Below are 12,342 nucleotides of genomic sequence, written 5' to 3' on the forward strand. Positions count from 1 at the left end.
GGAAGCGGATCCAAAACATCCTTAAGCATAAGAGCATACTTTAAGCCTCGTGAAACTATTTGGATTCTTCAGTCGCTTGCGCTCCTTCAGAATGACCGTGGTAGGGGATGGATGCTTCGGTCGCTAAGCTTCCGGAATGGCAAAAGAGATTGCTTCGGTGTGCGATAGCACGCCTCGTAATGACGGCTGAGGGAAAGATTGCCACGGCGACTACGTAGCCTCGCGATGACTCCCAGGATCCGTTCCCATTTTTCGAATCGAAAAATGGGAACGGATCCCTGAAAGCATTACCGGACAAAAATATGCTCCCATTGAATAATAAAAAGAAGGCCCGTTCTCACTAGAAAGGAACGGGCCTTCATATTACTTTTTGCAAGCCTTACTTGGAAAGGTATTCTACGATGGTTCTTGCCTCTTCGTCAGTCATTTGAGTGCCGTATTCACGCATGCGCTTTACGTTTTTTGTCCACCACTGTTTGGAACGACCCTTATTGCGGTAAACGCGCTTGGTGGAATGGCACATAGCGCATTTCTGGTTGATAATGCTGGTAGCGCGAGATTCTAAATCGCCAGAGGCAAAACCCGGAGTGGCTAAAAGTAGAAACATCCCCAAAACCCCGATAAACTTTAACATATTATCCTCCTCAAATATTTTTAAGTTGATATTCATTCTAAATTAGGAACTATACAGTGTCAATAAAAAACATAACACTTGAGAAAAATTTTCTGGCCCTGGCCCCCATGGCAGGGCTTACGCACGCGGCCTTTCGCGAGCTGGTAGCTTCATTTGGGGGCTGTGATCTCTTTTTCACGGAAATGCTAAACGTAAGGGCCATTGTCCACCAAAACCCTGAAAAGGACCCTTATCTTATTTGCGGGAAAAATGATCGGCCCCTTGTGGCCCAGCTGGTTGGCCGTGAGCCAGAACTTTTTGCCCAAGCAGTCGCCCGCCTTGAAGCGAATTTTTCTTTTTGCGGCTACGATATCAACTTTGGTTGCAGCCGCGGTGCTATCCAGCGTTACGGCTGGGGTGTTTCCCTTATGAAAGAACCAGCGCTTTGCGCAGAAATCGTCGCCGCGGTAAGAAGCGCCACCCAAAAACCCGTCAGCGCCAAAATAAGAAGTGGCTTTGAACATAATCGTGAAAAGCTTATTTCTTTCGTGGAAACACTTATTCAGGCAGGAGTTCAGCTGGTAACCCTTCATCCACGCACCGCAGAAGAAGGCTTCCGCCGCCCTGCACGCTGGGAAGAAATAAGCTGGCTAAAGGAAAACTTTCCCTCGCTTAAAATCCTCGGAAACGGAGATGTGTTCGGGCCACAGGATGCCCAAAAAATGCTGGCACAAACACGATGCCACGGAGTCATGATTGGAAGAGCCGCCCCGCTTCGCCCCTGGATCTTTAGAGACACTAAAAGCTACCTGGCTAAAGGGGAAATACCCCCTGGGCCCTCTCCTCAGGAGATTCCAACAAAAATGTGGGAACTAATCAGCCAGTACTTGCCTGAAGAACTTCGCGAAAAGCGCTTTGAGCTCTGGTTGTTCTGGTTCCTGCAAAACTTTCCCTTTGGATTGCATTATTTCAGCGAGGTAAAAAAAGAAAAAACCTTGGCGGCCAAACTTGAGAAGTTAAGACAGATTCTTTCCCGTGAGAGACTGCGCCCCTACCCTGCCAGGCCATATCTCTTGCGCTAAAAAAGAAAGGGGCACATGCCCCTTTCTTAAGCTTCTTTTTCTTCGGTATCACGCTGATTGGTTTCTTTAATGGATTCTGAAAGCGCTGCCTTGCGGGAAAGCTTAATACGGCCCATTTTGTCGATGTCTATCACCTTGACCAGGACTTCGTCACCTTCACGCAAAATGTCGGTTACGTTTTTAACCCTGCGGTTATCAAGCTGCGAAATATGCACCAGGCCCTCGGTGCCAGGGAAAATCTCCACAAAAGCCCCGAAATCTGCAATCCTGGTGACTCTTCCCAGATAAAGCTTTCCAACCTCTGCTTCCTGGGTTACCTCTTTAACGAGCTTAGCCGCCTTCTCAGCAGCCTCAGCAGAAGAAGAATAAATCCGCACTAGACCGGTCTTATCATCAACGTCTATCTTTACGTCACCGCAAGCGGCGATAATGCCCTTGATGGTTTTTCCGCCTGGGCCGATAAGATCACGCACCTTTTCAGGGCTAATGGTCACCGTGAGCACCTTGGGCGCGTAAGCTGAAAGTTTCTCCCGCGGTTTATCAAGCACCTCTCGCATCTTGCCCAAAATGAACTTACGGGCCTCTTTGGCCTGGGCCAAAGCCCTTGCCATAATCTCTTCGGTGATACCGGAAATCTTTATGTCCATCTGAAGGGCGGTAACGCCTTTTTCCGTGCCCGCCACCTTAAAATCCATATCCCCCATGCGGTCTTCATCCCCGAGGATATCCGTAAGGATGACCACATGGTCGTCTTCTTTGATTAGCCCCATGGCAATGCCTGCCACCATGTCTTTGATCGGCACGCCTGCGTCCATAAGAGAAAGGGTTGCCCCACAAACCGTGGCCATGGATGAAGAACCATTTGACTCAAGCACGTCAGAGACCACCCGAATGGTGTATGGGAACTCTTCTTCAGGGGGAATCACGGGAGTTAGCGCCCGCTCAGCAAGCATCCCGTGGCCAATCTCACGCCGGGAAGGCCCGCGCAGGGGTTTTACTTCTCCCACACAATAGGGCGGGAAATTATAGTGCAGGATAAAGTGCTTATGCACTTCTTCGCCAGGCATGTCAATGCGTTGTTCTTCTTCAGGGCTACCCAACGTGGCTACGGTGAGCACCTGGGTTTCGCCACGGGTAAAAATGACCGAACCGTGGGTGCGCGGAAGCACGGAAACTTCAGCCCAAATAGGTCTGATTTCATCGGGTTTGCGGCCATCAATGCGGCGGCCTTCTTTAAGAAGCATGGCCCTCAAAAGCTCTTTTTCAAACTCTTCGAAGTATTCCCTGACTTCTGCCTCACGCCCCTGGGCCTCTTCCCCTAACGCTGCCAAAAGGGCCTTGAAAACTTCTTTTCTCTTTTTGTTGCGCTCGACTTTTTTGGCCGTGGTGATGACCTGTTTAAGGCCTTCTTCGGAAAGCTCACGCACCTTGGCCTTGAGCGCTTCATCAGGTTGCGGTTCCTCAAAGGCGATTTTCGGCCTGCCAGCTGCCTCACGAAGCTTGCGCTGAAGCTCAAGCAAAGGCTTTAAATTTTCATGGGCAAAAAAGAGTGCCTCCTGTACTACCTCCTCGGGTACTTCTTTGGCCATACCTTCGACCATTACAATGGCCTCATCGCTTCCTACAATGACCAAGTTCATCTCACTTTCTTTCAGTTGCGAGGCCGTAGGATTTAAGACAAACTCACCATTTACACGCCCTACCCTTACCGCGGCAATAGGCCCGGCAAAGGGTATGTGAGAGATCTCAAGTGCTGCTGAAGCCGCTGTAATTGCAACAATGTCTGGATCAACTTCAGGATCAAGGGAAAGCACGGTAGCCATCACCTGGGTCTCGTAACGCCAACCCTTTGGGAAAAGGGGCCTAATGGGACGGTCAATCAAACGCGCGGTTATGATTTCTTTTTCACTTCCCTTGCCTACTTCCCGCCTGAAATAGCTTCCAGGAATCCGGCCAGCCGCGTAGTACATTTCCTGGTATTCCACGCTTAAAGGGAGAAAATCCATGTCTTTTGCTTCGTCTGAAGCAACAACGGTAACAAGAACTACGGTGTCTCCATAGGAGGCCCAAACAGCCCCATGGGCCTGTTTGGCGACTTTTCCTGTTTCCAGCACGAATTTTCTCCCTGAAATTTCTGTTTCTACCCTGTGCATAACTTCACCTCTTTGTCTTTTCTAAAATTTTTTTCCATTAGGAAGATTAAACAAAAAAGGCGGACTTGCGTCCGCCTTTTGGCTAAGCTCTAAGGCCTAGTGCTTTTACGATATTCCGGTAGCGTTCAAAGTCAGTCTTTTTAAGGTAGTTAAGAAGCCTGCGGCGCTGACCAACGAGTTTAAGTAAGCCTCGACGGGAATGATGGTCTTTTTTGTGAATTTTAAAGTGTTGCTCAAGGTGTTTGATACGGGCGGTAAGAAGCGCAATTTGGACCTCAGGGCTTCCCGTATCGTTAGGATGCCGCGCAAACTTTTCGATAATCTCTCTTTTTACCTCTGCATCAAATGCCATTTTTCTACCTCCTATATAAAGTTTAAGCCCAGGAGGGGCCAGGCCACCCCCTGCGCGTATCTCGCTAATACCTTACTCCATAGCCTTTAAATGCGCTAGCGCAATTTAGGAAAACACCCGAACCATTTTTACGTAACCTGAAGCGTGCAAGTCTTCAGGATACTCAAGCACTGCCACCAGATCTCCCGCAGGAGTAAGCAGACGCAACCAAGGCACCCGCGGCCGCTGCGGCACTTTCTGAAGCCTTACCATGTTGGCCACCGCTGAGATAGCAAGGGGCCTTCCGTGGCGAATCTTCGCAGCAAGCTCATCCCCAACTGTTACCGCAGGGATAAATTCAAGGGCCTTTGAAATCGGGATAATATAATCTTCTATTTCATCAGGAGACTTTTTTTCCAGTTCTTCAAGGGTCACGGCCTGCTCAATGGTAAAAGGGCCTTTGCGCAGGCGACGCAGCTTAACAAGCACCGCCCCGCAACCAAGTTTTTGCCCGACGTCGTGCACCAGGGAACGCAAATAAGTCCCCTTGCCACAATAAACCCTGAACTCCACATAAGGGGGATCAAACTTCAAGGCCTCAAAGGCAAGTATTTCCACTTTTTTCGGGGGTTTTTCTACTTTTAGCCCCTCCCGGGCGTATTTATAAAGCGGGCGACCGTGAAGCTTGGCTGCAGAATAAGCAGGTGGGGCCTGCTCAATAACCCCGACAAACTCGTCAAAGACCTTTTGAATATCCTCAAGGCTAAGATTCTCAGGGACCTCGCGTCTCGCAAGAACCTCGCCGGTAATGTCGTATGTGTCTGTTTCAAGGCCGAGCTCAAGGGTGCCTTCGTATTCTTTGTCACCTTCAAGGATAAACTGGGCAATTTTGGTTCCTTTACCAAGACAAACAGGCAGTACCCCGGTTGCAAAAGGGTCTAAAGTGCCACCGTGGCCTGCTTTGCGTACTTTGAGTTTTCTTTTTACTTTCTCTACGACTTTTGTTGAAGAAAGGCCTTCTGGTTTATCTATCACCAGCACACCGTCTTTCATGAGAAAAGAGCCTCCAGTTCTTTCGTTAAACGGGATAAAAGTTCTGCAAGAAGTCCCTTTTGCTTAAATCCTGCAGCAAAACGATGCCCGCCACCACCAAATTGTACGGCAAAAGTGGCCACGTTTACCTGCCCGCGGCTTCGCAAACTAACAGTTATCTCTCCGGGGTGGTATTCCTTTACCAAGGCGCTTACTTCTACTCCCCGGATGGTGCGGAACATAGTGGCAAAATCGTCGGAATCAGCCTTTTTCGCCTTGCAGTTCTCATAGTCTTTGGCGCTGAGGTAAGAGACAGCCACTTTACCTTCAGCAAGGATTTTAAGCCGCGCAAGGGCAATCTTTAAAAGGCAAAACCTGGCAAGCGAAAAATTTTCCGTAAGACGCGCGGCAATATCTGAGGGAGAAACTCCCGCCTCGATCAATTTCTGGACCATGAAAAAGGTCTCGGCATTGGTTTGCTGGTAGCGAAAACCACCTGTATCTGAAAAAATCGCCACGTAAAGATTGGTGGCGATATTTGGATCAAGGGGATGTTTTAAAAGTTCTAGGAGCTTAAAAATTATCGCTGCGGTGGCAAAGGTTATCTCTACGTGGCGAATGCTTCCCAAGGTGCCGCTAATTTCGTGGTGGTCGCAAACAATGACGTTAGAAAGGCCTCTTACAAAGGCCCCGGCTTCTTTCCCCAGCCGAGAGGCCTCACCGCAATCAAGCACAATGGCAACCCAGTCTCTCCCTTGGGGAAGTTCGTAGCGAATTAGCTCCCGGCCAGGGAGCCAGGTCAAAAAATCAGGTATTTCATCTGCCAGATATGGCCACACGGTTTTGCCCCTTTCCTTTAAAGCAAGGGCCAGGGCAAGAAGAGAGCCAATACCATCGCCATCTGGATTCACGTGGGTTGCCAGGAAAAAATTGTCTTTGTTTGACAGGATACGGGCGATCTCAGCAAGATTATTCATGGCGTATGCGTGCAAATAGCTCTTCGAGACGTTCTTCTTCAGCCGAGCGTTTATCAATTACGAACTCGATTTCCGGCACAAAGCGGGTGTGCATGCGCCCTGCAAGAAGCTTTCTGATGTACGAAGAGGCCCTTTTAAAGCCCCTGGCGGCCGCTGCTTCTTTTTCTTCGCCGCCATGAACCTGGTAAAAAACACGCGCCAGGCGCAAATCAGGCGTCACTTCCACTTTTGAGATGGTGATCATCTCCTGCAGCTCAGGGTCGCTAAGCTCTTCCCTCACGATCTGCGAGATTTCTTCCTGTATGAAATCCGCCATGCGGCGGTTGCGGTGTCCTTTCATGGCTACATGTTGATGATGTCTATGTCTGCCTGGATAATTTCAAAGTCTTCAAATTCTTCCATGTAATCCAAAACTTTATCAAGCAGGCTATTCACCAAGCGGCTATCAGGACCCACGGCAGAAATGCCTATTACGGCCTTTTGCCAAAGGTCCTGATCAGCCACCTCAGAGACCGCGAGATTTTTAAAGCGGCCGTTTACCCGCTGGATAAGTTTTTTAACTACCTGCCTTTTACTCTTTAAAGAACGTGTTTCTGGAATATGAAGCGAAACTTTAACGATTCCCACTACCATACCGCATTAAAGCTCTCGTTTTATTTCAACCATTTCAAAGGCTTCGATAATATCGCCGACCTTGATGTCGTTAAAGTTTTCAAGACCAACGCCACATTCGTAACCTGCTACCACTTCTTTTACGTCCTCTTTGAAGCGCTTAAGCGAAGAGATTTTCCCGGTATAAACCACAACGTTATCACGCAAGAGGCGTACTTTGGCACCGCGCTCAAGCTTACCTTCTTTTACGTAACAACCTGCCACGGTGCCAACTTTAGGCACTCTAAAGGTTGCGCGCACTTCTGCCACACCCACGATGCGTTCTTCATACTCTGGTTCAAGAAGGCCACTCATGGCCTTTTTCACGTCTTCGATAAGCTTGTATATAACGTCGTAGAAACGCACTTCGACCTTTTCTTGCTCAGCAAGCCGCTTGGCCTGAGAGGTCGGCCGTACGTTAAAACCAATGACAATGGCGTTAGAAGCCGAAGCCAGCATGATGTCGCTTTCGGTAATGGCCCCGATACCAGAGCGAATAACATTTACGCGCACTTCGTCTGTGGCAAGTTTGCGCAAAGAATCCTGAAGGGCTTCAAGGGTACCCTGGACATCGGCCTTAAGCACCACTTTGAGCTCTTTAATTTCACCCTCTTTGAGTTTCTCAAAGAGTTTATCAAGGGAGATTTTGGCCTCTCGGGCCGCCTCAGCCTCACGTTGCTTGCGTGCCCGATATTCCGCCACCTTACGGGCCTTTTGCTCATCAGGCATCACTATGAAATCATCACCTGCCTGAGGCACTTCGTGAAAACCCAGGACTTCAACCGGCGTGGCAGGGCCTGCCGCTTTCACCCTGCGTCCGCGCTCATCAAGCATGGCACGCACACGGCCATAGGTAACCCCTGCCACAAAAGGATCTCCTTCTTTAAGGGTCCCTTCCTGCACAATAACCGTGGCTACCGGACCACGGCCTTTGTCCAAACGAGATTCAATAATGCGACCCCTTGCCGGTCTATCAGGGGCGGCTTTGAGTTCAAGCATCTCTGCCTGGAGTAGGATAAGCTCAAGGAGATCTTCAATGCCTATTTTCTTCTTGGCAGAGATCTCCGCAAAAAGCGTCTCTCCACCCCAGTCTTCTGGCACAAGCCCAAGTTCTGCAAGCTCACTTTTTACGCGCTCAGGATTAGCCTCGGGCTTGTCTATTTTGTTGATGGCCACCACAATGGGCACCCCTGCAGCCCTGGCGTGGTCAATGGCTTCCCTGGTTTGATCCATAACCCCGTCATCTGCTGCTACCACCAGGACTACGATGTCTGTAACCTGGGCACCACGAGCCCGCATGTGGGTAAAGGCTTCGTGCCCTGGCGTGTCGATAAAGGTAATCTCCTGACCACTTGGAAGCTTAACTTTATACGCACCTATGTGCTGGGTAATTCCTCCTGCTTCGCGCGAAACAACGTCTGTTTGCCGAATAGCATCAAGCAAAGAAGTTTTTCCGTGGTCAACGTGGCCCATAACGGTTACCACCGGCGGACGAGGTTTGAGCTCTTCAGGAGAAGGTGGCGTGTATTCAAGGAGTTGTTCTTCTTCAATGGCTGCTTGTTCTACTTCGTAGCCGAATTCTGCTGCCACGATAGCCGCGGTTTCTGGGTCGATAGACTGGTTGATGGTGACCATAGTGCCAAGTTCCATGAACTTGCGAATGACATCAGAGGCCTTAACCCCCATGGCCTTGGCCAACTCTCCCACCTGGATGGACTCATAGACTTTGATTTTCTTCTCTTTGGGAGGAAGAGTTGAAGGACGTTCAGGCTCTTTGGTTTCTTCTTTTTTGGTTACGGCTTTTTCTTTTTCGGTAGCACGAGCCAGCTCTTCTTCTTTGGCAAGAAGCTCTTCGGTAGGAGCTTCAAGCTCGCGCATGAGCTCAAGTTCTTCTAGGATCTCCTCGCGTTCGCTCTTGGGCCTTGCCCCTGCCGCGGCTTTCTTTTTAGCTGCTTTTTTACGGAAATCGTCAAGCTCAACAACTTGTCTTTTCTTCTTTTTCTTTTTCTTCTCCGGCTCTGGAGTTGGAGGAGCCGCCTCTTTCGCTTCTTTTTTGGGTCTTCTTTCAAACTCAGTAACCACTCTGCGCGGCTTTTTCCCCTTGGCAGGGCGCTCCGGGCGTTCAGGGCGCTCGGGCTTGGCCTTTTTGGGCATCACTACTTCGCGCTTAACAACACCTACGGTCTTGGCTACCACTCTTGGGCCGCGCCTTTTCTCTTCCTTGGCCGGGGCTTTTTCAGGCTGTTTTTCTGGGGGCAATTCTTTAGCAGCAACTTCTTTCTCTTGCTTAGTTTCTTCAGGCTTTTCTTCGCGTATTTCTTTTTTAGAAATTTCTTTTTCTACAGGGGGTTTCTCTTCGGGCTTTGCGATCTCGGCTTGTTCTGGCTTTTTCTCTTCGGGTTTTTCTTTTGGCTCGCCTTTAGGTTCTTCTTTTTTAACTGGCTTTTTGATAACAAGCTTGATCTTGAGTTTTTTTTCCGGCTTTGGTTGAGCTTCCTGGTGTACTTCTTGAGCCTCTTGAGCTTCTTTTTGTTCTTCTTTAGCTTCTTCTCTTGATCTACGAATTACCACCACACGTTTTTTAGGCTCAGACGTATGGTCGTTCTCGGCAGGCTCAGCTTTTTTAGAGTCAGCATTAGAGCCACGGGCTAATTCTCGGCGAATACGATCTGCTTCATAGTCTTCTACAGTACTTGAATGTGATTTTATATCGTAGCCGAGCTTACGCACTTCTTCTACAAGATCCTTGGGTTGCATCCCAAGTTCTCTGGCTAAATCATAAATTCTTACTTTACTCATGCCTTCTTATTGCCCCCTTAGTCTTGCCAAAATCTCGTCTATAGTTTTTTGTGGCAATTCTTTAGCTTTTCCCTTAAATGCGTAACGGAGCCTTTTGTCTCCGTGTTTGGTCAAAAGTTTGGCCACACAGGTATCCTCAGGGCATACATAAGCCCCTCTTCCTGGCAGCCTATGATCCGCATCAAATAGCACTCGCCCCCGCTCATCAAGCACCAGGCGCAAAAGCTTGTGCTTGTCTTTTTTTTCCTTGCAAATAATACACGATCTCTGAGGAACATGCCGCTTACGAGCTTTCTCCATTTACTGCGCCTCTGACTCTACCTGGCTTTCGACAGCGGTATCCTCTTGCGCTTCGGCTGTTTCACCCTTTTCTGCCAAAAATTTTTGCGCAGCTTCAATCAGGGCTTCAGCCTCTGAATTCTTAATCCGTGCTAAATCGGCCACTTGCTCCACATCAGCTTCAGCCAGTTCTTTGACAGACTTTATCCCCTTGTCATAGAGTTTGGCAGCAATTTCTTCAGTCATACCTTCTAACGAAAGCATCTCCTGAAAAGCGGGATCCTGGCGCCGCATGTATTGGGTCTCACTCATGACGTCTATTCGCCAGCCCATCAGCTTTGAGGCAAGACGTACATTTTGCCCCTGTTTACCTATGGCAAGAGAGAGCTGATCGTCAGGGACAATGACCTCAAGGGTCTTGTTGTCTTCATCCACGATGACCCGGGTGCACTCTGCAGGAGCAAGGGCATTGTAAACCAGGCGTGCGGGATCAGGATTCCACGGAATAATGTCTATTTTCTCGCCCTTAAGTTCCTGGACCACCGCCTGAACCCTTGAACCTTTAAGCCCCACACAGGCACCTACGGGATCAACATCAGGGTCCGAAGAAACTACCGCCATTTTGGCGCGGCTTCCTGGTTCTCTAGCAACAGAAATAATTTTGACAATGCCTTCGCGAATTTCTGGTACTTCAAGCTCAAAGAGCTTTTTTAGAAAATCAGGGTGGGTGCGCGAAAGAACAATCTGAGGGTCCCTGCCAGATTTGTTTACTTCGATAATAAGCGCGCGGATACGGTCCCCGCGTTTGTATCTTTCGGTAGGGATTTGTTCGGTAACAGGCAAAATAGCTTCTGCACGACCCAGCTGAACAATGATGTTACCCCTGTCAAAACGATGCACAAAACCACTTACGATCTGGCCAACACGGTCTTTATATTCCTCGTAGATAAGCTCGCGTTCTGCTCCACGGACTTTCTGGGTAAGGATCTGTTTGGCCAACTGGGCTGCAATGCGCCCCATATCCCTGATATCAACAATTGTCCCGACTTCGTCACCTACCTGAACCTCTGGGTCAAGCTCTCTTGCTTCTTCAAGGGAAATTTCGGTCTCAGGGTCTTCTACTTTTTCTACTACTTTGCGAAAACGATATACTTCGATATCGCCTGTTTCTTCGTTGTATTGGGCGTCAACAATGGCTCGTGAGCCAAACTTTTTGCGGGCAGCAGCCTTCATTCCTTCTTCTAAGGCCTGAATAATTACTTCCCGAGGGATACCCTTCTCTTTGCTAAACAAGTCTATAAGTTTTTTTATTTCTCCGGCCATTTTTCTCCCCTCAGACGTCAAATTCGTACTTTATATTCGCTTTTTTTATCTTCCCATAGGGAAGACGCCACACCTTGCCGTCTATTTCAACAAGCACCTCTTCGCCCTCAATACCACGCAAAAGACCGGTAAAATTTTTGCGCCCTTCTAGGGCTTCTTTTAGTTGTATTTTTACTTTGTCGCCTGCAAACTTTGAAAAATCCTCCCGGCGGCGCAAAGGCCGATCTACCCCTGGAGACGAAACCTCTAAGTGATACTGATGATGAATAAAATCTTTGGCATCAAGCAGATCACTTAAAATTTCACTAACCTGGACACAGTCCCCCAGGGTAACGCCCCCAGGCTTGTCAATATAGAGGCGCAACACCCAGCCCCGGGGCTCTCGCTGAAACTCAACATCTACAAGTTCAAGCCCAAGGCTAAGAATTACAGGTTCTGCAAGCTCCCAAACTTTTTTGATAACTTCCTGTCTTTCCATGTCTCCATAACAAAAAAGTGGGCACACAGGGCCCACTTTTTTTAGTAACCCTATATTTTAAGCCCTTAAAGGGCTAAATTTCTGGAGCGGGCAACGGGATTCGAACCCGCGACCCTCAGCTTGGGAAGCTGATGCTCTACCAACTGAGCTATACCCGCTCCGAAAGCAATTTTAATATTAGATAGAGGAAGAAAAGGTGTCAAGTGGCTCTAATTTTGTATTCCTCTTAATTTCCGGATAAGATGTGTAATTATTGATAAAGACGATATTTCATCTCTAGAAACTCAAAAAACAGATGGATAAAAATCCCGAAAAAGAGTCTTCCTGGCTTACCTCAACTCTTAACCGGAGTTTTTAAGCAGCAAAAAGCTTCTTTCCTACCCAAAATCCATCAAATTTTACAAAATCAAAACATAATCCTACCTTAATAGCTATCTCATAATTATTTCCTGAACTTTCATTCTATAGCTGGATTTTCTGTTAGATATCCTCAAAAAACGCCTATCTTCAGGTGGGCACTCCCGCTAGCTCCTCTACTTTTTCGGCCGCGTGATTTATCCATAAAATGCTCCTATCCGGTAAACACTTGCTGAATTTCAAGATGAACTTCCGGGCCTTTTTCAC

Annotated in this window: 12 protein-coding genes and 1 tRNA gene; 1 reads left to right on the plus strand and 12 read right to left on the minus strand. The window is 48.4% G+C overall.

Annotated features, from left to right (window positions below):
• Window positions 1-379: 379 nt before the first annotated feature.
• Entirely contained in the window at window positions 380-634 is a 255-nt protein-coding gene (locus H528_RS0109590) for a c-type cytochrome (protein ID WP_022854101.1), read from the minus strand.
• Window positions 635-690: 56 nt separating this feature from the next.
• On the opposite strand from H528_RS0109590, the gene H528_RS13410 reads away from it, so the two are divergent.
• Window positions 691-1,695, plus strand: coding sequence for a tRNA dihydrouridine synthase (locus H528_RS13410; RefSeq protein WP_022854102.1), 1,005 nt, complete (start codon window positions 691-693; stop codon window positions 1,693-1,695).
• Between the two features lie 26 nt (window positions 1,696-1,721).
• Here H528_RS13410 and pnp read toward each other — a convergent pair whose 3' ends face one another.
• From pnp to H528_RS0109650, 11 genes are all read right to left on the minus strand, one after another.
• A complete protein-coding gene (gene pnp, locus H528_RS0109600; protein ID WP_022854103.1) occupies window positions 1,722-3,848 on the minus strand; it encodes a polyribonucleotide nucleotidyltransferase in 2,127 nt (708 codons plus the stop codon).
• An 82-nt stretch (window positions 3,849-3,930) separates the two neighbouring features.
• Entirely contained in the window at window positions 3,931-4,200 is a 270-nt protein-coding gene (gene rpsO, locus H528_RS0109605; protein ID WP_022854104.1) for a 30S ribosomal protein S15, read from the minus strand.
• 105 nt (window positions 4,201-4,305) lie between these two features.
• Entirely contained in the window at window positions 4,306-5,232 is a 927-nt protein-coding gene (gene truB / locus H528_RS13415) for a tRNA pseudouridine(55) synthase TruB (RefSeq protein WP_022854105.1), read from the minus strand.
• Complete coding sequence (locus H528_RS0109615) at window positions 5,229-6,188, minus strand: DHH family phosphoesterase (RefSeq protein WP_022854106.1); 960 nt, start codon at window positions 6,186-6,188, stop codon at window positions 5,229-5,231. Before H528_RS0109615 ends, truB begins: the two co-directional genes overlap by 4 nt.
• Window positions 6,181-6,528, minus strand: a complete 348-nt coding sequence (gene rbfA, locus H528_RS13420; protein ID WP_022854107.1) for a 30S ribosome-binding factor RbfA — start codon at window positions 6,526-6,528, stop codon at window positions 6,181-6,183. The genes H528_RS0109615 and rbfA overlap by 8 nt, the downstream gene beginning before the upstream one ends.
• Before the next feature lie 2 nt (window positions 6,529-6,530).
• Window positions 6,531-6,821, minus strand: a complete 291-nt coding sequence (locus H528_RS0109625) for a DUF503 domain-containing protein (RefSeq protein ID WP_022854108.1) — start codon at window positions 6,819-6,821, stop codon at window positions 6,531-6,533.
• Window positions 6,822-6,827: 6 nt separating this feature from the next.
• Window positions 6,828-9,638, minus strand: a complete 2,811-nt coding sequence (gene infB / locus H528_RS0109630; RefSeq protein ID WP_022854109.1) for a translation initiation factor IF-2 — start codon at window positions 9,636-9,638, stop codon at window positions 6,828-6,830.
• 6 nt (window positions 9,639-9,644) lie between these two features.
• Window positions 9,645-9,938 (minus strand): YlxR family protein, encoded by a 294-nt coding sequence (locus H528_RS13425; RefSeq protein ID WP_022854110.1) that lies wholly within the window; start codon window positions 9,936-9,938, stop codon window positions 9,645-9,647.
• Complete coding sequence (gene nusA / locus H528_RS13430) at window positions 9,939-11,240, minus strand: transcription termination factor NusA (protein ID WP_022854111.1); 1,302 nt, start codon at window positions 11,238-11,240, stop codon at window positions 9,939-9,941.
• Between the two features lie 10 nt (window positions 11,241-11,250).
• The gene (locus H528_RS0109645; RefSeq protein WP_245540439.1) at window positions 11,251-11,745 is read right to left on the minus strand and encodes a ribosome maturation factor RimP; all 495 of its coding nucleotides are present in this window, start codon (window positions 11,743-11,745) and stop codon (window positions 11,251-11,253) included.
• A 55-nt stretch (window positions 11,746-11,800) separates the two neighbouring features.
• Window positions 11,801-11,876: transfer RNA gene (locus tag H528_RS0109650), tRNA-Gly, on the minus strand.
• Between the last annotated feature and the right edge of the window lie 466 nt (window positions 11,877-12,342).

Origin of the sequence: Thermodesulfatator atlanticus DSM 21156, from assembly GCF_000421585.1 — a bacterium.
Taxonomy (GTDB): domain Bacteria; phylum Desulfobacterota; class Thermodesulfobacteria; order Thermodesulfobacteriales; family Thermodesulfatatoraceae; genus Thermodesulfatator; species Thermodesulfatator atlanticus.

Coding starts and splice junctions, on each gene's coding strand:
- H528_RS0109590 (WP_022854101.1), bottom strand. CDS start 634: ATGTTAAAGTTTATCGGGGTTTTGGGGATGTTTCTACTTTTAGCCACT.
- pnp (WP_022854103.1), bottom strand. CDS start 3,848: ATGCACAGGGTAGAAACAGAAATTTCAGGGAGAAAATTCGTGCTGGAA.
- rpsO (WP_022854104.1), bottom strand. CDS start 4,200: ATGGCATTTGATGCAGAGGTAAAAAGAGAGATTATCGAAAAGTTTGCG.
- truB (WP_022854105.1), bottom strand. CDS start 5,232: ATGAAAGACGGTGTGCTGGTGATAGATAAACCAGAAGGCCTTTCTTCA.
- H528_RS0109615 (WP_022854106.1), bottom strand. CDS start 6,188: ATGAATAATCTTGCTGAGATCGCCCGTATCCTGTCAAACAAAGACAAT.
- rbfA (WP_022854107.1), bottom strand. CDS start 6,528: ATGAAAGGACACCGCAACCGCCGCATGGCGGATTTCATACAGGAAGAA.
- H528_RS0109625 (WP_022854108.1), bottom strand. CDS start 6,821: ATGGTAGTGGGAATCGTTAAAGTTTCGCTTCATATTCCAGAAACACGT.
- infB (WP_022854109.1), bottom strand. CDS start 9,638: ATGAGTAAAGTAAGAATTTATGATTTAGCCAGAGAACTTGGGATGCAA.
- H528_RS13425 (WP_022854110.1), bottom strand. CDS start 9,938: ATGGAGAAAGCTCGTAAGCGGCATGTTCCTCAGAGATCGTGTATTATT.
- nusA (WP_022854111.1), bottom strand. CDS start 11,240: ATGGCCGGAGAAATAAAAAAACTTATAGACTTGTTTAGCAAAGAGAAG.